The sequence below is a fragment of the Myxococcus hansupus genome (assembly GCF_000280925.3).
In the GTDB taxonomy this organism is placed as follows: Bacteria; Myxococcota; Myxococcia; order Myxococcales; family Myxococcaceae; genus Myxococcus; species Myxococcus hansupus.
The window spans coordinates 7066201-7092128 of the sequence record NZ_CP012109.1; the positions used below are offsets into that span (position 1 = coordinate 7066201).

General features: G+C 70.8%; 23 protein-coding genes. 12 read left to right on the top strand and 11 right to left on the bottom strand.

Features of this window, described 5'->3' with window-relative positions:
* Positions 1 to 44: 44 nt before the first annotated feature.
* From A176_RS27550 to A176_RS27575, 6 genes are read left to right on the top strand one after another with little or no spacing between them, the layout of a single operon-like run.
* Positions 45 to 680, top strand: coding sequence for an outer membrane beta-barrel domain-containing protein (locus A176_RS27550; RefSeq protein WP_002635373.1), 636 nt, complete (start codon positions 45 to 47; stop codon positions 678 to 680).
* The gene (locus tag A176_RS27555; protein ID WP_002635372.1) at positions 677 to 2302 is read left to right on the top strand and encodes a coiled-coil domain-containing protein; all 1626 of its coding nucleotides are present in this window, start codon (positions 677 to 679) and stop codon (positions 2300 to 2302) included. The genes A176_RS27550 and A176_RS27555 overlap by 4 nt, the downstream gene beginning before the upstream one ends.
* Positions 2299 to 5568 (top strand): tetratricopeptide repeat protein, encoded by a 3270-nt coding sequence (locus A176_RS27560; RefSeq protein ID WP_002635371.1) that lies wholly within the window; start codon positions 2299 to 2301, stop codon positions 5566 to 5568. The genes A176_RS27555 and A176_RS27560 overlap by 4 nt, the downstream gene beginning before the upstream one ends.
* Positions 5550 to 6059 carry a hypothetical protein gene (locus A176_RS27565; protein ID WP_044889351.1) on the top strand — a complete coding sequence of 170 codons (510 nt, stop codon included), beginning with the start codon at positions 5550 to 5552 and terminating at the stop codon, positions 6057 to 6059. The genes A176_RS27560 and A176_RS27565 overlap by 19 nt, the downstream gene beginning before the upstream one ends.
* Positions 6056 to 6691, top strand: coding sequence for a hypothetical protein (locus A176_RS27570; RefSeq protein WP_002635370.1), 636 nt, complete (start codon positions 6056 to 6058; stop codon positions 6689 to 6691). Before A176_RS27565 ends, A176_RS27570 begins: the two co-directional genes overlap by 4 nt.
* On the top strand, positions 6692 to 8611 hold the full coding sequence (locus A176_RS27575) for a tetratricopeptide repeat protein (protein ID WP_002635369.1): 1920 nt from the start codon (positions 6692 to 6694) through the stop codon (positions 8609 to 8611).
* A 475-nt stretch (positions 8612 to 9086) separates the two neighbouring features.
* Here the strand turns inward: A176_RS27575 and A176_RS27580 are convergent, their stop codons facing one another.
* Positions 9087 to 9959 (bottom strand): EamA family transporter, encoded by an 873-nt coding sequence (locus A176_RS27580; protein WP_044889350.1) that lies wholly within the window; start codon positions 9957 to 9959, stop codon positions 9087 to 9089.
* A 546-nt stretch (positions 9960 to 10505) separates the two neighbouring features.
* Here A176_RS27580 and A176_RS27585 point away from each other — a divergent pair.
* Genes A176_RS27585 through A176_RS27595 form a run of 3 tightly spaced genes read left to right on the top strand, consistent with a single transcriptional unit; the run spans position 10506 to position 13375 of the window.
* A complete protein-coding gene (locus A176_RS27585) occupies positions 10506 to 11246 on the top strand; it encodes a hypothetical protein (protein WP_144429629.1) in 741 nt (246 codons plus the stop codon).
* A 30-nt stretch (positions 11247 to 11276) separates the two neighbouring features.
* On the top strand, positions 11277 to 11996 hold the full coding sequence (locus A176_RS27590) for a hypothetical protein (protein ID WP_144429630.1): 720 nt from the start codon (positions 11277 to 11279) through the stop codon (positions 11994 to 11996).
* The gene (locus A176_RS27595; RefSeq protein ID WP_002635365.1) at positions 11993 to 13375 is read left to right on the top strand and encodes a nitrilase-related carbon-nitrogen hydrolase; all 1383 of its coding nucleotides are present in this window, start codon (positions 11993 to 11995) and stop codon (positions 13373 to 13375) included. The genes A176_RS27590 and A176_RS27595 overlap by 4 nt, the downstream gene beginning before the upstream one ends.
* A 233-nt stretch (positions 13376 to 13608) precedes the next feature.
* On the opposite strand, the gene A176_RS27600 is transcribed toward A176_RS27595, so the two are convergent.
* The 8 genes from A176_RS27600 to A176_RS27635 all read right to left on the bottom strand — a co-directional run bounded on the left by A176_RS27600 (position 13609) and on the right by A176_RS27635 (position 21462).
* Positions 13609 to 14412, bottom strand: a complete 804-nt coding sequence (locus A176_RS27600; RefSeq protein WP_002635364.1) for a heme ABC transporter ATP-binding protein — start codon at positions 14410 to 14412, stop codon at positions 13609 to 13611.
* Entirely contained in the window at positions 14409 to 15497 is a 1089-nt protein-coding gene (locus A176_RS27605; protein ID WP_021781013.1) for a FecCD family ABC transporter permease, read from the bottom strand. Before A176_RS27605 ends, A176_RS27600 begins: the two co-directional genes overlap by 4 nt.
* Positions 15494 to 16390 (bottom strand): heme/hemin ABC transporter substrate-binding protein, encoded by an 897-nt coding sequence (locus A176_RS27610; RefSeq protein WP_002635362.1) that lies wholly within the window; start codon positions 16388 to 16390, stop codon positions 15494 to 15496. The genes A176_RS27605 and A176_RS27610 overlap by 4 nt, the downstream gene beginning before the upstream one ends.
* Positions 16390 to 17475 (bottom strand): hemin-degrading factor, encoded by a 1086-nt coding sequence (locus tag A176_RS27615; RefSeq protein WP_002635361.1) that lies wholly within the window; start codon positions 17473 to 17475, stop codon positions 16390 to 16392. Before A176_RS27615 ends, A176_RS27610 begins: the two co-directional genes overlap by 1 nt.
* Before the next feature lie 27 nt (positions 17476 to 17502).
* Positions 17503 to 18207 carry an HmuY family protein gene (locus A176_RS27620; RefSeq protein ID WP_002635360.1) on the bottom strand — a complete coding sequence of 235 codons (705 nt, stop codon included), beginning with the start codon at positions 18205 to 18207 and terminating at the stop codon, positions 17503 to 17505.
* A 39-nt stretch (positions 18208 to 18246) separates the two neighbouring features.
* The gene (locus tag A176_RS27625; protein ID WP_044889349.1) at positions 18247 to 20343 is read right to left on the bottom strand and encodes a TonB-dependent receptor domain-containing protein; all 2097 of its coding nucleotides are present in this window, start codon (positions 20341 to 20343) and stop codon (positions 18247 to 18249) included.
* Between the two features lie 131 nt (positions 20344 to 20474).
* Positions 20475 to 20660: a hypothetical protein gene (locus A176_RS27630; RefSeq protein ID WP_002635357.1), complete on the bottom strand. Its 186-nt coding sequence runs from the start codon at positions 20658 to 20660 to the stop codon at positions 20475 to 20477.
* Positions 20661 to 20823: 163 nt separating this feature from the next.
* Positions 20824 to 21462, bottom strand: a complete 639-nt coding sequence (locus A176_RS27635) for a hypothetical protein (RefSeq protein WP_002635356.1) — start codon at positions 21460 to 21462, stop codon at positions 20824 to 20826.
* Between the two features lie 68 nt (positions 21463 to 21530).
* Between A176_RS27635 and A176_RS27640 the strand changes: the two genes are divergently transcribed.
* The 3 genes from A176_RS27640 to A176_RS27650 all read left to right on the top strand — a co-directional run bounded on the left by A176_RS27640 (position 21531) and on the right by A176_RS27650 (position 23956).
* Entirely contained in the window at positions 21531 to 22364 is an 834-nt protein-coding gene (locus A176_RS27640) for an LEA/WHy family protein (protein WP_420811418.1), read from the top strand.
* 12 nt (positions 22365 to 22376) lie between these two features.
* Positions 22377 to 23081: a leucyl/phenylalanyl-tRNA--protein transferase gene (gene aat / locus A176_RS27645; RefSeq protein ID WP_002635354.1), complete on the top strand. Its 705-nt coding sequence runs from the start codon at positions 22377 to 22379 to the stop codon at positions 23079 to 23081.
* 92 nt (positions 23082 to 23173) lie between these two features.
* Positions 23174 to 23956 (top strand): hypothetical protein, encoded by a 783-nt coding sequence (locus A176_RS27650; RefSeq protein WP_002635353.1) that lies wholly within the window; start codon positions 23174 to 23176, stop codon positions 23954 to 23956.
* A gap of 61 nt (positions 23957 to 24017) precedes the next feature.
* On the opposite strand, the gene A176_RS27655 is transcribed toward A176_RS27650, so the two are convergent.
* Both A176_RS27655 and A176_RS27660 read right to left on the bottom strand, forming a co-directional pair.
* Entirely contained in the window at positions 24018 to 25013 is a 996-nt protein-coding gene (locus tag A176_RS27655; RefSeq protein ID WP_002635352.1) for a hypothetical protein, read from the bottom strand.
* Positions 25014 to 25117: 104 nt separating this feature from the next.
* A complete protein-coding gene (locus A176_RS27660) occupies positions 25118 to 25897 on the bottom strand; it encodes a pilus assembly protein N-terminal domain-containing protein (RefSeq protein WP_002635351.1) in 780 nt (259 codons plus the stop codon).
* Positions 25898 to 25928: the final 31 nt, after the last annotated feature.

Here is a 25928-nt window from a genome sequence, read left to right on the forward strand (position 1 = left end):
CCACGCCAGCGCCTGTTCCCGTCCTCCCCCAGGAAGCCCCCACCGTGCGATACGCCCTGCTCATCCTCTTGCTCCTGACGCCCGGACTCGTCCGCGCGCAGGCCGAGGCGCTGGAGAATCCCGGCGCAGTCTCCGCCATCCAGGAGCGGCGGTTCCGGATGCACCACGAGCTGATGCTCGGCGTGGGCGTGCTCCCGGCCAACGCCTACTACAAGGGGCTGGTGGGCACCGTCGGGTACACGTACCACTTCAATGACACGTTCGCGTGGCAGGTGGGGCGCGGCACCTACAGCTACAACCTGCAGACGAGCCTGCGCCGTCAGTTGGAGCGCGACTTCAACACGTCGCCCAACGCCGCCGCCTTCCAGGACCAGGTCCAGTGGATGGTGGGCTCGGACCTCATCTGGAGCCCGCTCTACGGGAAGATGGCCTTCCTCAACGCCTCCGTCCTCCACGTCGAGGCCTTCCTGCTCGGCGGTGGCACGGTGGTGAAGCTCGACCGCGACGGCGGCTTCCGGCCCGGCATCAACGTGGGCCTCGGCGTACGCCTCTTCACCGGCAAGACGCTCTCCCTGCGGCTCGACGTGACGAACAACGCCGTCTTCACGGGCCCCTCGCGCGTCATCCAGGTGCCGCAAATCCAGTTCGGAACCGCGTTCAACTTCGGCGCCACGGAATGACTTCCCGCTCGCTCATCGCCGCGCTCACCAGCGCCGCGCTCCTCGTGTCTCCAGCGCCCGCCGCCGCGCAGTCCGCGGGTGGCGCGCCGTCCACCACGCCCGCGCCCGCCGGCACCGCCGCGCCCGCGCAGGGCACGCCGCCCGCCGCGGACGCCAAGGCCCCCGCCGCCAAGGACGCCCAGGCTCCGGCGGCCGCCACGGCCCAGGCCAGCAAGCCCGCGACGCCGGCGGAAGCCCCGCCCCCCGTACCGGAGAAGGTGGACCCGGCCGTGTTCGACAAGGCCCTCAAGGCCTACTTCGACGGCAAGCCTCGCGACGCCGCCGGGCCGCTCTACGCTTGGCTGCAAGCGGCGCCCAAGACGGACGAGAACTACGCCTGGGGCCAGTTCTTCCTCGCCAAGAGCCTCATCGACCTGGGGCTGACGCACGCGGGCGCCTCGTACCTGGCCCGCATCGCGCGCGAGCGCTCCAACCCCAACGCGCTGCCGCGCGCGCTGGACGCGCTCAAGTCGCTGACGGACCGGCCGCACGATGAAGTGATGATCGACGAGCAGGTCTTCGGCGCGTTGGACCTGGGCTTCCTGCCGGAGGAGACGGGCGCGTACGCGCACTACCAGCAGGGCCTGGTGGACCTGCGCGTGGGCAACGAGCGCTGGGCCAACACGCACTTCTCCAAGCTGTCGGAGACGAGCGCCGAGGCCAGCCGCGCGAAGTTCGCGCTGCTCGTCACCCGCCTGAAGCAAATCAAGGAGCCGTCGGACGAAATCATCACCGACTTCCTCGCGCTGTCCGAGGACGAGAAGCTCACCCGCGAGGCGCGCAACGAGGCGGCGCTCGCGGTGGCGCGCCTGCGCTACGAGCGCAAGGAGTACCAGGGCGCGCTGGAGGCCTATGACCGCGTGAAGCTGCCGGAGCTGGACCCCGGCCGCGCCAGCCTCTACCTGGAAGAGGCGTGGACGCGCTACAAGCTGGGCGAGCTGCGCGCGTCGCTGGGCATCCTCACCACGCTGGACGCGCCCTCCTTCCGCGACGAGTTCCTGCCGGACAAGTACCTGCTGCGCGCGCTCATCTACCGGGACTTGTGCCACTACCTGCCGGCCAAGCGCGCCGCCAAGGAGCTGACGCGGCGCTTCGCCGACTCGCTGGAGGCGGTGCGCAGCCGCGAGGACCTCACCCAGGATGCGCGCCTGCGCCGCGCGGCCAACGCGCACGGCACCACCCAGCGCGCCGCGCGCTTCCTGGGGACGCTGGAGCTGGAGGGCGAGCGGCTGGGCCGCTACGCCGGCAGCTTCGGCGACCGGCTCTTCTCCCATCTGACGAAGCTGTATGACTTGTCCCGCGCCGAGGCGGTCCGCGTGCACGACGCGCGGCTGGCCGAGGCCGTCCGCGAGGAAGCGGACACGCTGCTGCGCGCCGCCGAGCAGGTGCGCCTCATGGAGTACGAAGTGGGCCTGAAGCTGTATGAGCGCGTGAAGAAGGGCGCGCGGATTGTCGCGCCGGAGGACGAACAGATTCTGTCGCCCACGCAAGCGGCCTACCGCTTCGACGGCGAGTACTGGAACGACGAGCTGCGCTCCTACCGGGTCCGCATCGACAGCCGCTGCATCGAGGAGACGCCATGACCGCCCACCTGACGGGCCTGATTGCCGCCGCCCTGCTCGCGGCCGCCCCCGGTGGGCCTGGGCGCGCGGGCCCTGGCGCCAACCCCATTGTCTCCAAGGCCAAGGAGCGCGAGGAGTTCATCGCCAAGCTCAAGCGCGACATCTTCAAGGTGGACCGCGCCATCGGCGAGACGGAGCGCCTCATCTCCAAGAGCCGCAACGCGCCCTACCTGCCGGACCTCCAGTTCCGGCTGGCCGAGCTCTACGTGGAGAAGAGCCGCTACGTGTACTACCTCCAGGCGGAGTCGCGCCCGGAGGGTGCCAGCGGCGCCATCGTCTCGCCGGAGACGCGGCTGCTGAAGCAGAAGGCCGTGCAGATGTACTACCGGCTGCTGCGCGAGTACCCGGACTTCAAGGACGGTGACCAGGTGACGTTCTACCTGGCGCACGAGCAGCGCGAGCTGGGCCAGTTCGATGAGATGCTCAAGACGTTGGGGGACCTGACGCGCAAGTTCCCCAGCAGCCCGCTGCGGCTGGAGGCCCAGCAGATTCTGGGCGACCACTTCTTCGACAAGGCCGACCTGGGCGAGGCGGAGAAGCACTACCAGGCCATCCTCGAGGCCCCGCCCTCGCCGGTGCACGACCTGGCCCGCTACAAGATGGGCTGGATTCGTGTGAATCAGGCCAAGCACGCGGAGGCCGTCACCTTCTTCGAGGCCGCGGCCGCCAGCGCGCCGCTGCCCGGCGTGGACGTGAAGAAGGCGCTCAACGTCAAGCGCGAGGCGCTGCTAGACCTCGTCTACAGCTACACCGAGGCGAAGCCGCCCAAGGGCGCGCTCAACTACTTCGAGAAGCTCAGCGACAGCCGCGCCACCTACGCGCTCGCGCTGGACAAGCTGGGCAACCGCTACTTCATCAAGCAGCAGTACGAGTGGGCCATCCCCGCGCTGCGCAAGCTGATGGAAATCCAGCACGACCCCGAGCTGGATTTGGAGCGCGGCCAGAAGCTCTACGACGCCATCAAGGCCTCCAAGGGCAAGGTGCTGCCGGACCCCGAGGACCTCCGCATCCTCGTGCGCGCCGCGGTGCAGAGCAAGACGGACCCCGAGCTGCAGGAGAGCGAGCGCAAGAAGCACCTGGTGGAGCTGGAGGAGATGGCGCGCGACCTGTCCACCCTGCTCCACGTGGAGGCGCAGAAGAAGAACGACAGGGCCATCTACGTGAACGCGGCGGAGGCCTATCAGGCGTACCTGGGCCTCTTCCGCCCCGAGCAGCACGTGCGCACGATGATGAAGAACCGCGCGGACGCGCTGTTCTCCGCCAACGAGTACCCCGAGGCCGCGCGCCAGTTCGAGGAGCTGGCCCGCTACCACGTGAAGGCCAAGGACGCGAAGGGCGAGGAGGAAGCGCTCAACGCCGCGCTGCTGGCGCACTTCTCCACGCTCAAGCCCGAGGAGGCGCAGAAGCGCAACGCCTTCGAGGTGGCGGACGCGCGTCAGGCCATGAAGCTCCTGGGCGCCGACTTCGTGTCGCGCTACCCCCGAAGCGAGAACGCCCTGGTGGTGAAGTTCAACATCGCCCGCGCCTACTACGAGGACGGCGAGTACCCGAAGGCGTCCGAGCTCTTCACCGCGTTCGCGCTGAGCCACCCGCAGCACAAGGACGCCCCCGTCGCGGGCAACCTCGCGCTGGACAGCCTGCGGCAGCTCAACGACTTCAAGGGCCTGGATGAAACGGGCAAGAAGCTGCTCGGCGCGCCGCTGCCCGCCAGCTTCCGCGCGGACGTGCAGAAGATTCTCACGCAGAGCCGCGCCGAGGCGCTGGACGAGCTGGCGCTCCAGAGCGCGCAGGAGACGGGCGACGTCATCCAGGGCCTGGTGAAGGTCGCGGACGAGAACAAGAACTCCGACATCGGCGAGAAGGCGCTCTACGGCGCGTTCACCGCGGCGCGCGAGAAGCGCGACATGCAGGCCGAGCGAGAGCTGGGCACCAAGCTGGTGCAGGACTACCCGAAGAGCCAGTACCTGTCCGACGTGCTGCTCACGCTGGGCCGTCACGCGGCGGAGGCCGCGGCGTTCGGCGAGGCGGCCGGCTGGTTCGAACAGGTGGGCCAGAAGCTGGGCGGCGACTTCGCCGCGGTGGACGGCTGGCTCGCGGGCGCGCGGCTGCGCCTGGCGCTGGGTGAGTACAAGGAGGCCTCGCGGGACCTGGAGGCCGCGGCCGACATGGCCGGCGCACGCAAGCCCGAGGTCCTGGTGATGCTCGCGGAGACGCGGCTGAAGCAGAAGGACTACGCCCGCGCGAAGACGGCGGCCGAGTCCGCGCTGAAGGTGGACCGCCACAGCGCCGCCGCCGCGGCCGTGCTGGCCGAGGTGCAGGCCACCACCGCGCCCACCGCGTCCGCCGACGCGCTCGTCGCCACCCTCACCACCGCGGTGCAGGGCCCCAACGGCGGCACGGAGGAGGCGGCCAAGGGCCTCTGGTACCTGGGCGAAATCCTCTACCGCGGCTACAAGGACCTGTCCGCCGACCAGGTGGAGGAGAAGGTCGCCGCGCTCCAGAGCCTGGAGGGCATCTACACGCAGGCCGCGTCGCTGGGCTATGCGGAGTGGGCGGTGGCCTCGCTGTGGAAGCTGGCGCTCGCCTACGGCCACATCGCGGACGTGGTGGAAGGCACGGCCGTTCCCGCCGGCCTCTCCGCCGCGGAGGCCCAGCAGTTCCGGGCCGCGGTGAAGGAGCAGGTGGCCCCGCTCAAGGCCCGCTCCGAGGAGGCCTTCAAGGCCTGTCTGTCCCGCGCCGAGTCGCTGGAGGTCTTCAGCGCCGCGGTGGTGGGCTGCCGGGGCCGCACGGAGACGGCGGCGCTGCCCGTGCCGCAGCCGGGCACGCCGACGCAGCCCGCGTCACTGGAGGAGCTGCGCAAGAAGGCCGAGCGCACGCTCAACGCGGAGGCGCTGGAGGCCCTGGGTCTGGCCTATCTGGACGCGCGGCAGTACGGCATGGCGCAGCTCACGCTGGGCCGCGTCACCGAGCTCCAGGACACGCGGGCCTCGGCGCACTCCGCGCTGGGCCTGGCGCTGCTCAACATGGGTGACGCCATGGGCGCGCGCGAAGCCTACGGCCGCGCCATGGACTCCGACCCGACCTTCGGCAAGGCCCGCCTCAACCTCGCCGCGCTGCGCTGCCGCTTCGGTGACGTGGACGGCGCCCGCCGCGAGCTGGCCGTGTTGAAGGACGTGGCCTCGCTCAACGGCAACGACGTGGATGGCGGGTGGAAGGCATGCAAGTGAGGCCCGCGCGAGCAGCCTGGCTCGGCGCCGTGCTGGCCGCCGCCCTCTGCGCCTGCAGCGACGAGGGCGGCCGGCTGGAGGGCAGCGTCACGTCGCTGCTCGACCTGAACTACGACCGCGCGGAGGCACAACTGGCCGAGGGCGAGCTCGCCGTCAGCTTCGTCACCCAGCAGGGCACGGGCACCAACATCGTGCTGAAGGTCAGCGCCCGGGTGGCGGACATGCTCCCGGAGGGCTACACCGGCTCGCTCGACGTCAATCTCGCGGAAGTCCTGGCCAGCGGCGCCCAGCGCGGCGCCGTGGGCCGCAACGTGCTGGACGAGCCGGCGCGAACCTTTCCGGAGCTCCGGCTGGGCGGGCTGAAGGTGAAGGCCCTGCCCAGCCAGCAGGGGCAACGCATCTCCGGCGAGTTCCACGTCACGTTCGTCAACGGCACCCACACCTATTCCGGGCGCACCATCTTCGGAAGCTTCGAGGCGACGGTTCCATGAAGCGCTTTGTCCTGCTCACCCTCCCCCTCCTCTCCGCCTGCGGCCCCAGCTACAGCCTGCGCGTGCCCGACGCCATGGAGAGGAAGCTCCCGTACGAGGCGCGCATCGAGTTGCTGGAGGCGGAGAACAACCTCGCGCTCGCCATCGACAAGGTGGACGAGGCCGACAACGAGATTGGCCGCGCCCGCGACAACATCCGCCGCGCCCGCTCCCGGCAGGAGGCCGCCGAGGACGAGGTGGACCGCGCCAACGACGAGGTGTCTCGCGAGGTGGCGAAGCTGGCCATCGCCGAGGCCGAGTCCCGCGTGGACTACCTGCGCGCCCGGCAGCGGCTCACCGTGGGCCTGCGCGATGTGGAGCGCCTGGCGCTGCGCTGCGCCTTCGCGGAGTTCGAGCTGGCCCGGCTCCATGCCGCGCGGAAGGCCAAGGTCGAGGGCAGTGAGCGCCTGGACCCGAAGAAGTTCGAGTCGCAGGTCTCCGAGTGCAAGGCGGAGGTGAAGGAAGAGCGCGCCGGGCTCGCCGGAGACGAGAAGGAAGAGAAGACGGCGCGGGAGGCGTGGGAAGCGAAGAAGGCGGCGCTGGCGAAGAAGACCTTCGACGCGCGCGCCAGTCCCTACGTGGAGAACCTATAAATGACGACTGCCAGCTTCCTGGTCCTCCAGTTGCTCACCGCGCAGGCCGCCGGCCCGGACACGGCCGCCCTCGAGCGCACCGCCGCCGTGGAGAGCGCCCGGCTGGAGTCCTCCCCGGACGACGCGGACGCGCTCTACCGCCTGGGCACCGCGTTCCTCGCGCTCAACACGCCGAAGAAGGCCGTGGCGCCGCTGAAGAAGCTGGTGGCGCAGGAGCCGGACCTCATTCCGCCCAAGCTGGCCCTGGCCCGCGCGCTGCGCCTGTCGGGTGAGCCGGAGCAGGCGCGCACGGTGCTCGACACCGCCATCGCCGCCTACCCCGACGAGGCCACCCTGCGCGCCGAGCGCGGCCTGCTGGCGCGCGTGCTGGACGAGCGCGACGTGGCCATCAGCCAGTACGCGGTGGCCGCGGAGCTGTCCCCGCAGGACGCCGAGCTGCGCTTCAACCTGGGCGAGGCGCTTCAGCGCGCCAACCGCACGGATGACGCCATCGAGGCGTACCGCGAGGCGCTCAAGCTGGACGCGAAGCTCAACGTGGCCCGCGTGAATCTGGGCAAGGCCCTGGCGGAGAAGGGCCTCAACGGCGAGGCCAAGGAGACGCTGCGCGAGGCCACCCGCCAGAAGCTGGGCGACACCGAGGCCCACTACAACCTCGGCGTGCTCCTCATGCGGGAGAACGACCTGGACGGCGCCATCGCGGAGTACCAGCGCACGCTCGCCGCCGACCCGAAGCACGCCTGGGCGCACAACAACCTGGGCGTGGCTCTCAACGAGAAGGGCGACCCGCGCAAGGCCACCGAGGCGTTCCTCAAGGCCATCGCCGCGGACCCGAAGTTCGCCGAGGCCCAGTTCAACCTGGGGCTTGCGTACTACCAGTTGGGCGACAACGTCCGGGCGCTGAAGGCCTTCGAGAAGGCGGTGGTGCTGGAGCCTCGCCGCTCCAGCGGGCCGTACACGCAGTTGGGGCACCTGTACCTGACGCAGGGCAAGAAGAAGCAGGCGGTGGAGGCCTTCAAGAAGGCCATCGAGAAGATGGCCGAGGATGGGAAGGCGACCACGGAGCCGTATCAAGGGCTCGCGCGCGCCTGGCTCAGCCTGGGCAAGGCGGACGAGGCGGTGGCCACGCTCAAGACGGCCGTGGCGGCCTTCCCGAAGGACGCGAGCGCGCGGGCCGCGTACGGCGAGGCGTTGCGCGCCAAGGGCGATCTGGACGGCGCCATCGCCGAGTACGAGGAGGGCGTGAAGCTGGCCCCCACGGTGGAGAACCGGCTGGCGCTCGCGAACGTGTACGCGCAGAAGCGCGTGGGCGCGAAGGCGCGGCCGCTCTACGAGGCGCTATTGAAGGAGGAGCCGGGCCATCGCGGCACCACGCTGGCGCTCGCCGACCTGCTGCTCGCCATGGGCGATTATGTGACGGCCGAAGGGCTGCTGAAGCCCAAGGACGGCGAAGAGGCCGACACCGCGGCGCTGGCGCGGCTGGGCATCGTCCACTCCCGGCGCGGCCGGCCGGACCAGGCCGTGACGGAGCTCGAGGCCGTGGTGGCCAAGGACCCGGCCCAGTTGGAGGCTCGCGCGGAGCTGGGCTTCATCTACCTGCGTGGCGGTGACGGCGCGAAGGCGAAGAAGGTGCTGACGTCCGTGCTCACGGTGGACCCGGGCCATCCGCTGGGCCTGCTGTACATGGGCCACACGATGTACCAGCAGGGCAACACCAAGGCCGCCGAGAAGTCGTTCCGTGGCGCCGCCCAGGCCGACCCGAACTTCGCCGAGCCCCACAACGCGCTGGGGCAATTGCTGGAGGCGACGAAGCGGCCCGACGAGGCGCGCGATGCCTACAAGATGGCCGTGCAGTTGCAGCCGGACCACGAGGACGCGAAGGCCGCGCTGGGCCGTCTGACGGCGTCCGCGCCCACGCCGTAGGCTACGCCACAGCGAACGCACGGGCTCAAAGCACGCAAGGCCCGTGCGCCCACGCCGTAGGGCACCCACGCACGGGCCACTGCGCACGCACGGCCCACGCACTCACGCCGTAGGCCACTCACGCACGAGCCACGGCGCACGCCGTAAGCCACCCACGCCCGGGTCTACGCGCTCACGCAGTAAGCCACCACCCACGCACAGGCCACGGCGCACGCCAGGCCACCCATGCACTGGCCACGGCACACGCCAGGCCACCCATGCACTGGCCAGGGCACACGCCAGGCCACCCATGCACGAGCCACGGCGCACGCCAGGCCAACCATGCACGGGCCACGGCGCACGCCAGGCCCGCCTGACCTCGACGTAGGCCACCCACGCACGAGCCACGGCGCCCGCACGGACCACGGCGCATGCGCGGGCGGTCTCCGGCCCCAAGGCTCCGCCCGGCATGGGCGCGACGCTGCCTGGAATCCGCCTACGCCGGGACGCCCAGCAACACCGCGCCCACGGCGACCAGCCCCGCGCCCGCGAGCTGCCGCCGTCCCAGGCGTTCGCCCTGAAGCGCGGCGAGCATCAGCGCGAAGGCGATGGAGGTATTGCGAAGCGTCAGCACCGCGCCTGCCCCACCACTCGACAGCGCCGTCAGGAGCAGACCGAATGACACAGCGGAGATGAGCCCGGTGAGCAAGACCAGCCCTGGAGCCTGCACCACCTCATGCCGGAAGACGGCCCATCCCTGCTGACGCCCTCGCTCCAGGATGAGGACTGGCAGGGCGACGAGCAGCCCCGTGGCGAACAACGCCGGAGGCTGCGCCCCCTCGCCGAGCGCCATCTTATAGCTCAGGTGGTAACCCGCGATCCCCACCGCGGACACGGCCGCCCACGACAGGCCCGTCCCCGTGGGCCCCGTGGGACGCGACAGGTTCATCACCGCGAGTCCGCCCGCGAGCAGCACCACGCCCGTCACAGTCCATGACGACACGGACTCCCCCAGCCACAGCACCGACACCGGCCAGACGAGCACCATCGCGCCACCTCGCGACACCGTGTAGGCGAGCCCCAAAGGAGCCTGCTTCAGTGCGCGCGCGAGCCCCAAGAGGTACAGGCTCTCGCACACGCCCGCCCACAGCGCCCAGCCCAGGCCGCGCACGTTGGAGAACGCCGGTCCGCTCATTCCCAGTGCCCAGAGGCCGCTGGCCACGATGACCACCGAGATGACGCTCACCACGCCCACTTCCGGGTTGGGGTGACGCTTGAGCAGCGCGTTCCAGGCAGCGTGCAGGAACGCGGACGACAACACCCAGATCAACGCGGCAGTCTCCAACGTGGCTCCTCGAGGCCTCGTCACTACCGCAACGGCGTCCTGCGCGCAGCGCCGTCCGCCCGGGCGGCCTCCATGAGCTCGCTGTTCGGAAATGTCGGGACTTTTGCGGCGTCAAAACCCCCGACATTTCCGAACAGCGAGCCATCCAGCGTGGGCCGCCCCTCCCTCCCGAGCCGCCGCACGCACGAGCAAGGCTTCCACCTGCGTGCGCACCGGCGCCAACCCCACCGCCTCGCCAACGCGCGCCTCGACAGCACTCACCGCCGAGCACCGGCGCAGGGAAGAGTCGTCTGACCGCGGGCAAGCACCGGCCAACAACCGAGCCACGAAGAAAGACGCCGGAATCGGTGCGAAGCTCGCCCACCTCCAAACGCGGCAATTCCTTTCACTGTATCCCCACATGCAACAGAGTCCTGTTTCTCGTAGCAAGATGTGTCACAGCCGCCAACTCACCAAGAGCGAGCCAACTCCAAGCAAACAGATGGCATGTGGCGTGCTCCGGGGACGCGTGGTCCGGCGCCTCCATTCCGCGAGGCACAAGGGCCGTTCACCCCGAGAGGAACCCCACCCATGTCATCCCAATCTCCCGCTGCTGCTGGGCGTAACTTTTTCCAATCTGCCCTGACGCTGATGATGTTGAGCATCTTCACCCTCCAGGCGGGCTGTAGCCGCAGCCCACAAACCAGCCCCTGGACGATGGAGAAGACCCAGCTCCTGGCGAGCCGCATCGTCCACCGCGACGTGGAGCCGGCGCGCGTGGTGGACGACAGCCTCGAGCGCTTCGGACGTGTCCAGGTCAGGCTGAGTGAGGAGGACGCGCCCCGGGCCCTCTCGTTCATGCTGCGCCAGGAGATCACGCGCGGCGACGGCATCACGGTCATCGACATCGTCGACGAGCAGACCGGCAGCCGGAGCGTCTACCAGATGCATGACGAGACGGGCGAGGCCATCATCACCACCGAGGCGGGCACGCAGCGGATGACCTTCAACGCGGACGGCACCGTGCGGGTCGGTGATGCACTGGCCCACAACGAGCGGCAGGCCGCCGAGCTCCTCCACAAGACGGGCGTGATGGCGCCGGTGTCCGAGTACTCGCTCACCGTCCTGCTCGACACCCTCTACCAGTACCTGCCCGAGGGCGAGACGGGTAAGGGCGGCGCGGCGGCGGCCGTCGTCGTCGTCGTGTGGCTGGCGGGCTCCTTCTTCATCTGCAGCAGCGAGTACACCCGCAAGGGCTGCAACACCAACAACGGCATGTCCACCTACTGCCGCGACTACTGCCGTCAGGTTGGCTGCGCCTGCTGGAAGTAGCCCCTCCTCGCCCACGGGAAACAGCATCCCATGCCTGCCCTGCCCCACTCCCATCTCGGCTGGAAGGGAATCCTCGGAGGGATGCTGCTCCCGTGGGTGGCCTGTTCATCAGAGCAACCCCCTCGACGCGCGGCGACGGAAGTCCCGCGCGTCGTCTCCGTCTTCTCCCACCTGGACTCGGAGCTCCTCCAGAAGTCGCCATGCGCCCAATCCGCTGGCGCGTGCGAAGAGGTCGCGTTGGAGGACTTCTCGTGTCCCCGAAAAGCCGCGGCGGAGGTGCTCATCGTCTCCGGCCACAGCCTGCCGCCGCAGTACCTCCACGCGGGGCCAGAGGCGCTGGCGCGCGTCGCGGCCTGCTACCGCCCGGAGCTCATCGTACTGGACACCTGCTACGGCTTCTCCCTGCCGCTGTTGGATGCGCTCGCCGACGTGCTCCCCGGCGCGCTCGTGGTGGCCGCCACCTACAAGCTGCCGCCGCAGGGGCTGCGCTACGACGAGGGCTTCTTCCTCGCGGGCACCGCCGACGCGCGCTCGGAGCGGGTCCACACCCGCTCCGGCAAGCCGCTGACACGCTGGCGGCTGGAGCCAGACGCCCTCAGCCAGGCCCATGACATGTTGCGGGACTGGACCGTGGACGCGCTGGAGGCGCGCCTCGTGCGCAAGCTGCCCAACCTGGTGAGCGTGGAGCTCCCCGGCACGCAGGCGTCGGCGCTAGCGCCGGTGGCCCCGGAGCGCTTCCGCCGCCCATGAACCTGCTCCTCGCGCTGCTCGCGGGCCTGCTGCAGGGCGCCGCCTTCCTGTTCCCCACGGCCCAGCCGCTGGTGTGGGTGGGCGTCGCGTGCGTGGCGGTGGCCGTGCACCGGTCCTCCAGCGTCCTTCGCGCCGTGGCGCTGCTCGCGCTCGCGGCCACGGTGCGGCAGGCGGTGGCGCTGCACTGGTGGGTGGACACGGCCCACCATTTCGCGCCGGGAGTGGCCGGGGCCGACTTCACGCTCGCGGCACTCGGGTGGGTCGTCTCGGGAATGGCGTCGCAGCTCCCGGCGATGGTGCTCCTCCTGACACCCGCGCGCAGGTGGCCGCTCCGCCTCTGGTTTCCCTTCACCTGGGCCCTGGGCGAGGCCGTGGCGGAGACCCTCTGCGGCTTCTCCATGACGCAGGTGCTGCACTCCCAGTGGGCACAGCCCGCGATGCTGCGGGCGCTGGCCCATGTCGGCTGGTGGCCCCTGTTGCTGCTGTGCCTCCATGCCGCCACCAGCGTGGGCGAGGCCGCCGTGCGGCGCACGCCCCGGCTGCTCGTGCCGGCGGGGCTCGTCCTGGGCGCGCTCGCGCTGGTGCCACCGCTGCCGCCTGTCGACGACGCACTGTCCGGCGTGGGCGTGGTGCATCTGGCCTCGTTGGCGCAGGTGCCAAGGACGACGCCCGAGGGGACGTCGCTGCTCGTGTGGCCGGAGAGCACCGTGCGCGGCAACCAGCGCCTTCCAGAGGGCATCCTGCCCCAGCCGACGCCGCTGGCCGCGCTCGCGGACACGCCCCTGTCCGTGGCGAGCCTCGCGGGCCTCACGCTGCGCACGGAAGGCCAGTACCTCACCGCGGCGGGCGCCTTCGACGCGCAGGGGCGCCTACTCGCGAGCCGGGGCAAGGCGGTGCTCGTCCCGGTGGGTGAGCGCGTCTTCCTGGGGCTGCGCGGTCGCGGCGAGCCGCTCACGCCCGGAAAGGCGCCGCCGCTGCTGTCCGTAGCGGGGCGGCGGCTCATCCCACTCATCTGCTACGAGGCCTTCAGCCGCCCCACGTCCTTGAAAGGACAGGCCGACGGAGGCGACCTCATCGCCGTACTCGCCAGCGATCTGCCCCTGGTGGGCAGTCGCTTCGCGTGGGAGCAGGCCGTGGGCGCGGTCATCCTGCGCGCCGTGGAGCAGCGCGTGCCCGCGGTCCGAGCATCACTCGCGGGGCCCGCCGTCATCGTGTCGTCGGACGGGCGGGTGCTTGCCCGGAGCGAGCCGGGAACGAGCGGAGTCCTCACCTGGGCGCCTGTTGAGCGGACGCAACAGGGGGCGGAAGGGATGACACACCGTGAGCGAGGCGGAGCGCCGACACGGCGGCTTGCCCGACAAGCCTCAGGAGCCCCCTGAGCGCGCCCGGGTCCCGTAGACAGTGGTTGATGCGGCCCACGGCCCCCGAGAGACGGCCTGCTCGAACTCGGCCGGGCTGACGTCGTCGAGCAAGAAGTACCGCTGCACCGCCGCCCGTCAGACGGCGCCCCCCGCGGGAAAGGTCCTCGGCCATCGGGCGTGGTGTGGAGGGGCACCACGCATCCAGGACCTTTCCCGCGGAGAGCTGAAGCCAGTCGGAGGGCGTTCAGCGCTCACTGCGACAGCGGCGCTCGGCCCTCCGGGATGACGAGCGGACCGGGCGAGCCCGGCCACTCCACGACCTGCACCCGCAATCCGAAGACACGGGCCACCAGCTCGGGCGACAGCACCTGCGCCGGCGAGCCCAACTGCACCACCCGGCCCTCCGCGAGCACCGCCATCCGGTGCGCGTAACGCGCCGCGAGGTTGAGGTCGTGCAACACGGCCAGCACCGCCCCGCCCTCCTGCGCGAAGCGCGTCGCCGCCTCCAACACGAGGTGCTGGTGCGACAAATCCAGGCTCGCCGTCGGCTCGTCCAGCAGCAGATAGCGGTGCCCGGACTCCACCGGCTCGGAGAGCTGGGCCAGCACCCGCGAGAGCTGCACGCGCTGCCGCTCACCACCCGACAACGTGAGATACGAGCGCGACGCGAGATGCCGCGTGTCCGTGGCATCGAGCGCCGCCACCGCCGCCGCCAGGTCCGCGCTGCCCTCCTGACGACTCGCGTGGGGACTGCGGCCCAGCAGCGCCACCTCCAGCGCCGTGAAGCCAAAGCCCAGGGACGACTCCTGGGGGAGCACCCCCAGCCGCCGCGCCCGGTCACGAGGCCGCCACCGCTCCAGGGGAATGCCCTCCATGAGCACCTCCCCCGTCGAACAGCGCAGCTCGCCCGTCATCGCCGACAGCAGCGTGGACTTGCCGGCGCCGTTGGGGCCCACCACGGCCAGCACCTCGCCGGGTTGGACGGACAGGTCCATGGGCCCCAGCGTGCGGCCCCGGCCGCGCCACACCTCGATTCCGCGAACCTCCAGACTCATGAGGCCCCCTTGCGCGACAAGAGCGCGATGAAGACAGGCACGCCCAACACGGACGTGAGCGCGCCCACGGGCAGCTCCGCGGGGATGGCCGCCGTGCGCGCCAGCAGGTCCGCGCCCACCAGCAGCGAGGCCCCCAGGAGCGCCGAAGCGCCCAGCAGGCGCCGGTGGTCCGGCCCCAGCGCCAGCCGTAGCAACGCGGGCACCAGCAGGCCCACGAAGCCAATGACGCCGGACACGGACACCGCGGCGCCCACGCCCAGCGCGGCGGAGAGGATGAGGCGGCGCTTGAGCCGCTCCACGTCCACGCCCAGGTGCCACGCCTCCCGCTCTCCGAGCAGCAGCAGGTTCAACGTGCGCGCCTCCCGCAGCAACAAGGCCAGCGCCACGAGCAACGGCACGGTGGCCGCGCCCACCACCTGCCACGACGCACCGCCCAGGCTGCCCCAGCTCCAGAAGGTGATGGAGCGCAACTGCGCGTCCGACGCCAACTGCGTGAGGAGCCCGATGCCCGCGCCCGCGCCCGCGCTGACGGCGACACCCGCCAGGAGGATGCGGGCCGTCTCGGTGCGCCCCCCGCCCGCGCCCAACCGATGCGCGAGCAGGGTCGCCCCCAGGGCGCCCAGGAAGGCCGCCAAGGGCACCGCCAAGAGCCGCAGCGGGCCCAGGTGGGCGCTGAGGGCGACATCCATGACGATGGCCGTCACCGCCCCCAGCGCCGCGCCGCTGGAGGTGCCGAGCAGGCCCGGCTCCACCAGCGGATTGCGGAACAACGCCTGGAGCGCGGCACCACAGGTGGCCAGAACCGCGCCCACCATGATGCCGAGCGCCACGCGCGGCAGGCGGATGGACCACAACACCGCCTGCTGCACGGACTCGAGCTTGTGCCCGATATCCAGGCCCACCAGGTCCAACACACTGCCCGCCAATGCCAGCGGTGGCACTGACACCGCGCCCACGGCGAGCGACAGGAGCACGACCCCCAAAAGCAGCAGCGTCAACGGCAGCCACGGACGCGGGGCCACCGATTGGACGTGCTCCTTCGAAGGGTACGTGGCGGAGACGGGCGCAATCCCCGATGCACTCATTTGCCGCCCCGAGCCGGGGCGACGAACCCATCCTGCAAGCGGCTCACGGCCTGCCCCAGGTGGGGTCCCAGGCCCATGAAGTGGACGTCATCCACGGTGATGAGGCGCCAGCCCTTCACCTGCGACAGGCCCGGCGTGCGCGCCAGACCGGCCTCCCCGCCCATCGGCTCCAGGGAGCTTGCAGGCATGAGGATGAAGTCCGGCGCGGCCTCGATGACCGCCTCGGCCGTCAGCGGCTTGTGGCCACCGTAGCCGGCGATGGCATTCACGCCACCCGCCAGCGTGACGAGCTCACCCGCCGCCGTGCCCGCGCCCGCCACCATGAGGACGTTGGCGCCGCGCGCATACAGGCCCAGCACGCGCGGCGGCTTCGCGTCCTTGCGCGCCGCGGTGCGCTCGGTGGCCTTGCGCAGGTCCACGTCGAGCTGCTTCACCAGCGCCTCACCCTGCTCCGCCTTGCCCAGGTGCTTGGCGAGCGTCCGGATGCGCTCGCGGGTGGCCTCGACGGTGGGCTTGTTCGACAGCACCACCACGTCCACGCCCGCGGCCTTGAGCTGCTCGAGCACGCCCGGCGGACCGGCCTCTTCCGAGGCCAAGAGCCGCGTCGTGCCCAGCGCGATGATGGCCTCCGCCGAGAGCGCCCGCTGGTAGCCCACCTTGGGCATCTTCCGGGCGGCCTCCAGCGCGAGGCTGGTGTCGTCCACGCCCACCACCTGCCCGCCAACGCCCAGGGCGAAGACGGTTTCAGTGACAGCGGGGCCAATGGTCACCAGCTTGCCCACGCTGACCGGCGCCGTGGCGGCGGCCTGGGGCTTCGCGGGCGCGGGCGCCGCCGCGTGCGACAGCGAGGCCACCGCCAGGAAGACCGCCGACACTCCGCGCGCGCGGACCATCACGCCACCTCCTGCGCGGGAATGGCCTTGGCCAGCTCCTCCGCCAGGGCGCGCCACTCGGGCGACTCGGCCTGACCGGGCTTCCGCTTGCCGAAGATGAGCGCGATGTTCTCACCGGCCTCGTCGAACAGCTCCACCGACGTGACGACGCCGTCCCGCGTGGGCTTGCGCACCACCCACGCCGAGTGGACGTTGTCCGCGCGGACGTGGAGGTTGAAGGCCGGGTCCAGCACGTTCATCCACGGGCCCATCGCCTTCACATTCTTCACCGGGCCGGTGTGAATCTGGATGCAGCCCGGGTTGCCCACGAAAATCATGATGGGCAGCTCCGCCGCGGACGCCTTCTCCAGCACCCACGTCAGCGCGGACGGCGCCACCGCGGTGGTCAGCTCCGGCTGCGCCAGCCGGAGCGCCTGGGTGCGCGCCACGCCGAAGCGGTTCAGCAGCATGAAGAACTCGTGCGTGTCCTGCAGCGCACGCCAGCCCTCGCGCAGACCGTTGGCGTCAATCTCACTGTCCGGCTTCGGGGCCGCGGGGGCCTTGGCCGGAACGATGTCCAACACGGGCGACTGCTCCGTGTGCGTGAACTCCTTCACCAGCGCGTCGAAGGTCTCCTCGCGACCGGCCTCCTCCACGTAAATCTTGTGGATGGCCATGCCCGACGCGTCGAAGAACTGGAGGCTGCGACGGATGCCGTCACCGTGCGGCTCGCGGAGGGCGAAGCCGAACGTCCACCGCGAGAAGAACAGGCGCAGGTCGATTTCCTCGTCCAGCACCAGTCCCTGCTTGCCGTGGAGTTCGATGTTGCGCCACGTGCCGCGCTTCTCGTGCACGGCGTGGGCGTTGCGGGTGAGGGACATCACCCGGCCCAGCGATTCGAAGCGGGGCAGGAGTGCGTCGAGCCGGAGGTCCAGCCGGACGACAGTCTCGCCCAGGCCGGTTGCGAGCAATTGCGCCTCACTGACCCCCAGTTGCTCCGCGGCGTCGCGGATGCGGGTACGGGGCTGCTCCTCACGCAGGGTCTGCCAGCGCTGGCGCAGGCGGGAGGGCTCGGAGACGGATTCGGAGTTCGCGGTCTGAATCATGTTGGACACCAGGAGAAGGGAAACTGCTCAGTGCGCGGACGGCTGCGCGACAGCGCTACCGCCCGAGGTGGGACCGGGCACCTTCGCCCAGCGGAACGACAACATCCCGGGAGTGCCGGCGTCGTCGTAGTAGGACTGCATCGCAATCTTGAAGTAGGCGCCCTCGTCCGAACGAACGACGTAAACGTTGCGGCGCGCGGAGAGCGCATGCGTCGACAAGTCGTACACGTACCAGCCGTCGCCCACGTTGAAGGCGCTGTCCGGGTCCTCGCCGCGGTCCGGGCCGTCCTCGGCGTCCGCGACGTAGCCATCCGCGGGCGCCTGCGTCACCTGCGCGAAGTCCGTCTCGGTGAGCACCGCCACGGCCACGTTGCCGCTGCCGCTCACGCCGCCCCGAGACAGGATGTTGAAGCGCTGGAAGGCCACGTCCCAGGCGGCGTCCGTCGTCTTGCTGACCTGCGTGCCATTGTCCAGGTCCAGGCCAATCCACTCCGCGCTGCTCGTGGCGTTCACCGTGGTGGTGTACGAGCCGTCGCCGTTGGACACGTGCGTGATGTGCGTGCCGTTCACCGGCGCGTTCTCGTCCGGGTTCTGGGGGTCGTTCGGGTCCGGGTTCTGCGTGTCATCGGGCGGCAGCGAGAGGTCGTCGCCACAAGCGGACAGCGAGCCGGCCAGCAGCAGGGCGGCGGCGGCGCGGCCCAGGAACGAGGAACGGGAAGCGAAGCGGGACATGGTGACTCCTTGGAGAGGGGTTGAGGAAAGAAGGCGGCGTCAGAGCCGCGCGGAGATGCCGGCCTGGATGGCGCGCGGCGGAATGGGGAGGTCGGAGGGGTTGCCCGCGTTCGCGAGGTTGGTGCCCAGCACGAAGAACTGGAGCTCCTCGCGCATGCGCCAGCCCACGCGGGCATCCACGGTGAGGTAGCTGCTGGACTGGTACGGGTTGGCGATGCCGTCACCGTCCGTGTCCGGATAGAAGGGCCGCGGCCCCACGAGCGCGCCGCGCACCCAGGCCTCCAGGCCCGATACGCGGTGACGCCACGAGGCCTGCGCCGTGAGGCGGTGACGCGCCTGGCCCTCCAGCGCCAGCCCCGTGTCCTCCGAACGACCGTCGGTGAGCGAGTAGCCCAGCTCCGCGGAGATGCGCCCGGGGAGCTGCTGACGCACGCCCACCTCACCGCCGCGCACGCGCGCCCGGTCGATGTTCACGTAGGTGAAGATCTGCTGCGGACCGACCATCTCCGTGGAGACGCCAATCATGTCGGTCAGGTTGTGCTGGAAGGCGCTCACCCAGAAGAGCGAGGACTCACCGGGCTTCACCTCCACCGACATGTTGAAGCTGCGCGAGCGCTCCGGACGCAGGTCGCGGTTGCCGCGCACCATGTAACCGACGGTGGGGTTCTCGAAGTCGAGCAGCATCTCCTGGAAGCCCGGCGCCCGGAACGCCCAGCCGTAGCTGCCGCGCAGCGTGAGCCAGGAGACGGGGTCCATGCGCGCCGCGAGGCGGGGCGTCAGCGCCGTGCCGAACTGCGTGTCCGTGTCCACGCGCGCGCCCGGCACCAGCGTCAGCTTCAGGCGCGGCACCAGCGTCCAGGTGTCCTGCACGTAGAGCGACGCGCGGGCGCGCTGGCCAATGCCGTCCTCGCCCAGGCGGTCCGCCCGGAGCCACTCGCCCAGGAACTCCACGCCCGCGACGAAGGCGTGGGTTCCGCCCAGCTTCGCGTCGAGCTGCGCGCCCAGGCGGCCCTGCTGCTCGCGCGTGTCCTCGATGGTGTCCAGCGCGTTGGAGCGGCGCTGATCTCTCAGGTAGCGGCGGTTGAACCACGCATACGCCCCGTCCACGCGCAGCTTCGCGTTGTCGGACAGCGTCCACGTGGGCGACAAGCGCGTGGAAATCGAATCGTCGCGGCTCGCCCGGTCAAAGATGGCGCCCGTCACGCCCACGTCCACGCCGCGCTGCACGCGCCGCGCATAGGTGGCATTGGCCTGCAGCGCCGCGCCGTCGCTCATGCGCAAATCGCCGCCCGCGGAGGCGTCGATGCCGTCCAGACTGCTGCCTGTGGTGCCGATGCTCGCCGGGTCCAGGTGGTACGCGTCGCGCCGGGCGAGGCCGCCGCTCAGCCGCAGGCCCCAGTCCTCCCCCTTCGCCTCACCGGTGGCGTCCAGCTCCAGCCGCTGCATGGAGCCGTAGGAGGCGCGCAGCTCGGCGCCCAGCGGACGGCGCGCGCGCCGGGTGATGAGGTTCACCACGCCGGCCACCGCGTCACTGCCGTAGAGGACCGACGAGGGGCCCTTCACGATTTCGACCTGCTCGATGTCCTCGGTGGACAGGCGCGACAGGTCCACGCTGCCGGCCACGCGGCCCGCGACGCGCTCACCGTCCACCAGCACCAGCACGTACTCCGGAGCCAGGCCCTGGAGCTGCACCGTGGCGCCCGCGAAGGTCTGCGTCACCTGGAGCCCGGGATGCGCGGCCAGCAGCTCCGACGCGTCACGCGCTCCGCTCGCCAGGATGTCCGAACGGGTGATGACCTCCGTGGCCACCGCCGAGTCCTCGAGCCGCTCAGGCGAACGCGACGCCGTCACCACCGTGCGCGCTTCGGGGACATCCAGCGCGTCGGACTCCGCGCCTCCCGCGCCGGGAGGCACCTCCCGCACCTCGGCGCCCACCGCCTGTTCGCCGGGAGGAACGTCTTGAGCGGCCGCCGCCGGCACCTGCTCGCCGGCCGGGGCGTCCTGCACGCCAGGCGAGGCCTCCTCGGCGGAAACCTCGCGAACCGTCACCTCACTGGCCGGCGCTTCACTGCCACTGCCCCACGCCGACCAAGGCATGGCACAGGCCACGAAGAGCAAACACCCACGCCACGACATGCTGCGTCCTCCGGCGCAAGGCCGGGGGCCTTTCGCGGAAGGCCCTGTAGGGCGCTGGGCTCAAAGGCCTCGGGCCGCAGGTAACAGACCTCACTGCACCCGGGACACACGACCGGGGAACGACTCACACGTCAGCGGCCGTGGCCACTCACCTGCGCACCCCCACCGCCCTCCGGCGGCGTCAGGGGCACCACCCGCGTCCGGTGACAACGGCGGCACTTCAACTCCACGCCCTCCGGCACGAGCCGCGCCAACAAGCTGCCGCACAGACAGCGCAGTTCCTCCGCCCCGCCTTCACTGTGGCAACCGTCGCGCATCACCGCTCCTGGCTCGAAACGGGAAGGACGATATTGATAGTGATTCTCAAAGTCAAACCTTTGGCGAAAAAACCGTCCCCATGCGAACGTCGGTGCGGTGGCAGGCGCCGCTCAGTGAACCCTGAGCGCGCGACAACCACCCGGGTGGGACGGGTGGCGCCGCTCAGTGAACCTTGGGGCGCACGGAGGCCTCACGCGCGAGGCGGACCTTGGGCGTCACCATGCGGGCAACGCCCGAGTAGAGCTGGTCCTCGGTGTAGACCTTGCGCACGCGGCGGTGGGTGCCGGGGACGTAGGCGGGACCGGGCCGCTCCAGCCACTGGAGGATGCGGACCTCGCCGGAGTGGGCCATGGCGGTCAGCAGCTCCGGGGGGCACAGCTTGAGGTAGCGGCGCACCAGCGGCTTGAGCTTGCGGGAGAAGTTGCGCCCGAGCACGGCGTGGCGCCGGCCGGAGTGCAGCGTCCCGTCAAAGCGGCGCGACAGGTGGAACAGCTCGTGAATCACCGTCTCCACGCGGGCCTGGGCGGTGGAGCCCCGGAAGAAGAGGGGCCGCAGGGTGATGCAGTAGAGCATCCGCTTGCCCCGGATGCGGATGATGGGCTTGCGGCGTCCGGTGCGGTCGGTGCTCTTGCCGCCCCGGAAGCACAGGGGCTTCACGGTGCCCCGCGAGGCCCGGCGCGCCTCTCCGGCCACCACGAGGATGCGGCCCGCCTTCACATGCCCGAACTCCGGCATCTTCGCCGCGATGTCCCGGATGAGGGAGCGGAGCGTCTTGTTGAAGTTGGGGCGGCGTCGGGCCACGGCTGGTGGACAGTCTAGCGGAAAAGACCTTGAGACGACGTGCTGGGGTGGCCACATTGTCTAGCGTCATGCGCTTGCCCTCGCCCATGTTCCGACTGGCCGTGGTGCTGTCCCTGTGTGCCGGGTGTGCTTCCGCCCCCGTCCGGCCCGCGGGTCCAGCCGTGCTCACCGCCCAGCAGACCCTCGTGTCCGCCCAGGGCCTCACGGACGCCACCCTGCGTTATCAGGCCCAGGTGGCCAGCCCCGCCAAGGGAGTGGTGGAGCGGGCGGACTACGAGCTCGTCGCCGACGGGCAGGTGGTGAAGACGGGCACGGCGAAGCTGGACGTGCCGCTCGAACCCGGGGTCCCCGCGGACATCGCCTTCGAGGAGCGCGCGCCCTATGTGAAGAGCGCCCAGGATTTGACGCGGCTCAGTGAGCAGGGCGGCACCCTGCTCCTGGCGCTCCGGGGCACGCTGGTGGTGCGCACGGGCGGCGGCCACGAGGAGACGATTCCCTTCGCCGCCAGCCGCGCGGCGCGGGTGCCCAGGCTGCCCATCGTCGTGGTGGAGGAGCTGGACGGGGCGCGCTACTCGGCCGAGGAGGTGCAGCTCAACCTCCGCCTGGGCGTGCGCAACCCCAACCCCTTCCCGCTCAAGCTGGAGGGCCTGACGTGGACGGCCACCGTGGCCGGCAAGACGCTGGACAGCGGCACGCTGGCGCAGGCGGACACCGTGGATGCGTCCGCCACGGGCGTCTATCCGGTGGAGCTGACGGTGACGCCGGACACGTGGGGCCCGGAGGTGAAGGCGCTCATCGCCAAGGGGCTCTTGCCCTACGGCGTGACGGGGGAAGTCACCGGGCCGCTGCTGCGGGTCCCCTACTCGCTGACGGGAGAGGTGAAGCTGAACGTCTCCCGGTAGAGTGGCGCGCCTGTGCCCATCTATCTGTTGAGTGACGAGCACCCGGAGCTCTTTCCCCCTCCAGAGCGCGCCGACAAGAGCGGCGTGGTCGCCGTGGGAGGAGACCTGCGACCGGAGCGCCTGCTGTCGGCGTACGCCCAGGGCATCTTCCCCTGGTACAGCGAGGGCGAGCCCATCCTCTGGCACTCGCCGGACCCGCGCTTCGTGCTGACGCCCGACACGCTCCACACGGGCCGCTCGCTGCGCAAGACGATGGCCCGCGGCGTCTACGAGGTGCGTTACGACACGGCCTTCCGGCGCGTCATCACCGAGTGCGGCCGCATGCCCCGGCCCGGCCAGGCGGGCACCTGGATTACGGAGGAGATGCTGGAGGCCTACGTCGCGCTGCACGACGCCGGTTTCGCGCACTCCGTGGAGGCGTGGGCGGACGGCGAGCTCAAGGGCGGCCTGTATGGCGTGTCCCTAGGCGCGGCCTTCTTCGGTGAGAGCATGTTCGCGCACGCGCCGGACGCCTCGAAGGTCGCCTTCGCCACGGCGGCGGAGCGCTTCCAGGGTTGGGGCTTCCACTTCATCGACTGTCAGGTGGAGACGGAGCACCTGGCCCGCTTCGGCGCGGTGAACTGGCCCCGCAGGCGCTTCCTGGCCGCGCTCGACAAGGCGCTGAAGGAGCCCACGCGGCGCGGAAAGTGGACGGAAGTCGCCCCCGCGCCGATTTGAGCATCCAGCGCTTTCGGGAATCCACGCGCCCCTTTGAATATCGGGAGCGGCGAGCCGTCGTCTGCCACGCCGCATTCCCAAGGAGTCGCCCCATGCGTTGGAGCCCTACCTTTCTGCTGCCCCTCTGCCTTGTCACCACCGCTTGCGGGACGTCCGCGAAGCACCAGGCGCTCGTCGAGCGCCGGGACACCATCCGACTGGTGGATGAAGAGCGCGAGCTGGGCGCCCGCCGGGACTACCGCAGCCAGACGGGGTACCAGGACACGCGCTGGGGCATGACGAAGGAGGAGGTCCTGGCCGTGGTGCCAGACGCCGTCCAGCACAACACGTGGGGAGACATGGGCGTCTTCGGCGTCATCGCGGACCGTCCCGCGTTCATTCAGTACCTCTTCGTCGAGGGGCAGCTCGCCAAGGTCGAGCTCCACTTCCATTCGCCCGGCGCCGTTCGCGACCAGTTCCATCAGATGGAGGAGCTGCTGACCCTGAAGTACGGCAAGCCGGCCTCCCGGAGCGATACCGCCATCGACGCCGCGAACCGCCTCGCGATGGCCGAGATGGTCAACAACCTCGCGGTCGCCTCGGACAACTACCACGCGGCGCGCAGCGGCCAGCGGCCCAGCACCCCGGCGGTGGACAGCTTCGGCCGGCAGCGGGAGGCCAACGCGCGCGTGGACGCCGCCACCGCGGCCTATGACTACGCCCTGGCGTCCACGTGGGAGGACACCGAGACCGGCGTCATGCTCAAGGGAGCGCAGGAGCCAGGGCAGAACCGTCTCTCCATCCATTACTGGAGCGAGCGGCTGGAGCCCTACCTCACGAAGGCGCTCGTGGTCCGCGCGGAGCAGCGGAAGGTGGAGCAGGCCCAGGAGCTCTGATTCGCCCCGACACCGCCGGAGCACGGCGCCCAGGAGGGCCGTGCTCCGCGCGGACGGCACCCTACTTCTTGCACGGCGACAGCGTGCGCTTCGCGTTCACCCGCTCCTCTTCCGTGGGGCTGCTGTAGCGCACCGTCTTCGGCGCCAGCTTGGGCTTCGCGGCGTCATGGACGTTGAGCGTGCCCAGGGTGCGGCTGAGCACGGTGCGCGGCCCGGAGCTGTCGTAGAGCGCGCCGAAGTACGCGCCGCCGCCTTTCACGGGCACCGGCGCCAGCGCGCCCACGGACCGCAGCAGCAACGTGGAGGCGTCCTCCGTCTCCCACTCGCAGGGGTCCTTCTTCCCGCCCCGCTTCATCCACGACACGGCGATGTCGAACACGGCGCTGCCGTCATCCCAGCGGCTGCTGAAAATCTCCCACTTGCGCGTGCACTCCGGCGCCTCGCACGCGCGCTCGGGCAGCACGTCCGACAGCTCCAGCGGAAGCCCGCGGCCGTCGTCGCTGGTGGAGCTGTCATCCGTGCGGCGCAGCTTGCAACCGGTGGGCGCATCCTTCTGGCGCAGCGCCACCGGCGTGCCCGACAGCCGGCCCGGCGGCAGCACGTCACACTCCACCTGCAGCTCCGCCATGAGGTACGTCTTGCGGTCGGCGTCCGTGCCCATGCGCACCGCCCACCACGTCACGGGCACCGCGCGGCACGGCGCCGCGTCCGCTTTGCCAAACACCCACAGCGGCACGTTCCGGTCGGGCGCGCCCAGCTTGCGGAGGTCCTCCTCCGGCACGAGCTTCACGCCGGAGCGGTCGCGTTCGGCCTCCGGGAAGAAGCGGTCCTTCGACTCTGGAATGACGGCCTGATGCGCCAGCCAGCCGGAGCCCGGCAGGCCCACCAGGTTTCGCGCCGTGAAGGGCACCACGTCCGGGCGCTTCGGGCAGCCTCGCTCGGGCTCGGCGGACGGAAAGCTGTCCAGGTCATCGAACTGCGCGGACGCCGTCAGCGGCATCCACAGCGCCAGGGCCCATCCCCACATCCGCGGGGTCCACCGGACGGCCAACTGCATCAGGCTCCTCCTCGAAAAGCCGCCGCGGCCGGCACACGCGCCGCGACGAAGTCAGGGAGCCTCCTGTCATACCGCAAGGCCGCGACACGCCAAGGCGCATCGGCTCAGCGCTTGCGTGACTTCTTCGGCGGAGGCAGCACCTCCACCGGAATCTCGCGCTCGGCCGCCACCGCGGGCGTGGCCGCGTCCGGCGCGCCCGCATCGGGAGGCTCGGGCGGCTTCACCTCCTGAATCTGGTCATCCAACGGCACGCGGCCCACGGAGCGGTGGAACAACTCCCACAGCGCCTTGCGGTGCCCCTCCGTGCTCGCCGAGCCCGACACCACCACGCCCGCGCCGCTGTACCGCGCCTCCAGCCCCAGCGGTTGGAGCCCCTCGCCAATCGACACGAGCTGCTCCTGGAGGACGTTCAGCTCGAAGGTCAGCTCCAGCTCCCGCGCCACGAAGGCGTCCGTCTTCAGCAGCTCCAGCAGCGCGAGCCTGCACGCGGAGTCCTTCACGGAAGCACTCAGGGAGCGCTCCGCGCCGCTCGTCGCCTTCAAGTCCGGACACGCCGCGCGGGCCGCGGCCAGCTTCGGTGCGGGGTCCTCTGGCGGCGGCGAGCCCACGGTGAGGCGCCACACGGCGAAGCGCCCCCTCGCGTACAAGAGGAGCAGCGTCCGCCCTTCCTTCTGTCCCGTGAGCAACAGCTCATTGCTCCCAGCCAGCAGCTCCGCCTCGGCGATGGAGGCGTCCGCCACCTGGACCCAATCCACGGTGTCGAGCTTGTGGAAGCGCTCCTTCCCGGGCTCCAACGGGACGACCAGGTCCACCGGCCACGCGCGCGCGAGCGCCGGGACGAGGCAGGCCAGGAGTGCTCCAACGGCGTACATGCGAGCGGACATCAGGGCTCCAGCGCAGTGGTGTGGACCCTTA

Coding starts and splice junctions, on each gene's coding strand:
- A176_RS27555 (WP_002635372.1), top strand. CDS start 677: ATGACTTCCCGCTCGCTCATCGCCGCGCTCACCAGCGCCGCGCTCCTC.
- A176_RS27560 (WP_002635371.1), top strand. CDS start 2,299: ATGACCGCCCACCTGACGGGCCTGATTGCCGCCGCCCTGCTCGCGGCC.
- A176_RS27570 (WP_002635370.1), top strand. CDS start 6,056: ATGAAGCGCTTTGTCCTGCTCACCCTCCCCCTCCTCTCCGCCTGCGGC.
- A176_RS27575 (WP_002635369.1), top strand. CDS start 6,692: ATGACGACTGCCAGCTTCCTGGTCCTCCAGTTGCTCACCGCGCAGGCC.
- A176_RS27585 (WP_144429629.1), top strand. CDS start 10,506: ATGTCATCCCAATCTCCCGCTGCTGCTGGGCGTAACTTTTTCCAATCT.
- A176_RS27590 (WP_144429630.1), top strand. CDS start 11,277: ATGCCTGCCCTGCCCCACTCCCATCTCGGCTGGAAGGGAATCCTCGGA.
- A176_RS27595 (WP_002635365.1), top strand. CDS start 11,993: ATGAACCTGCTCCTCGCGCTGCTCGCGGGCCTGCTGCAGGGCGCCGCC.
- A176_RS27600 (WP_002635364.1), bottom strand. CDS start 14,412: ATGAGTCTGGAGGTTCGCGGAATCGAGGTGTGGCGCGGCCGGGGCCGC.
- A176_RS27605 (WP_021781013.1), bottom strand. CDS start 15,497: ATGAGTGCATCGGGGATTGCGCCCGTCTCCGCCACGTACCCTTCGAAG.
- A176_RS27610 (WP_002635362.1), bottom strand. CDS start 16,390: ATGGTCCGCGCGCGCGGAGTGTCGGCGGTCTTCCTGGCGGTGGCCTCG.
- A176_RS27615 (WP_002635361.1), bottom strand. CDS start 17,475: ATGATTCAGACCGCGAACTCCGAATCCGTCTCCGAGCCCTCCCGCCTG.
- A176_RS27620 (WP_002635360.1), bottom strand. CDS start 18,207: ATGTCCCGCTTCGCTTCCCGTTCCTCGTTCCTGGGCCGCGCCGCCGCC.
- A176_RS27625 (WP_044889349.1), bottom strand. CDS start 20,343: ATGTCGTGGCGTGGGTGTTTGCTCTTCGTGGCCTGTGCCATGCCTTGG.
- A176_RS27630 (WP_002635357.1), bottom strand. CDS start 20,660: ATGCGCGACGGTTGCCACAGTGAAGGCGGGGCGGAGGAACTGCGCTGT.
- A176_RS27640 (WP_420811418.1), top strand. CDS start 21,531: ATGCGCTTGCCCTCGCCCATGTTCCGACTGGCCGTGGTGCTGTCCCTG.
- A176_RS27650 (WP_002635353.1), top strand. CDS start 23,174: ATGCGTTGGAGCCCTACCTTTCTGCTGCCCCTCTGCCTTGTCACCACC.
- A176_RS27655 (WP_002635352.1), bottom strand. CDS start 25,013: ATGCAGTTGGCCGTCCGGTGGACCCCGCGGATGTGGGGATGGGCCCTG.
- A176_RS27660 (WP_002635351.1), bottom strand. CDS start 25,897: ATGTCCGCTCGCATGTACGCCGTTGGAGCACTCCTGGCCTGCCTCGTC.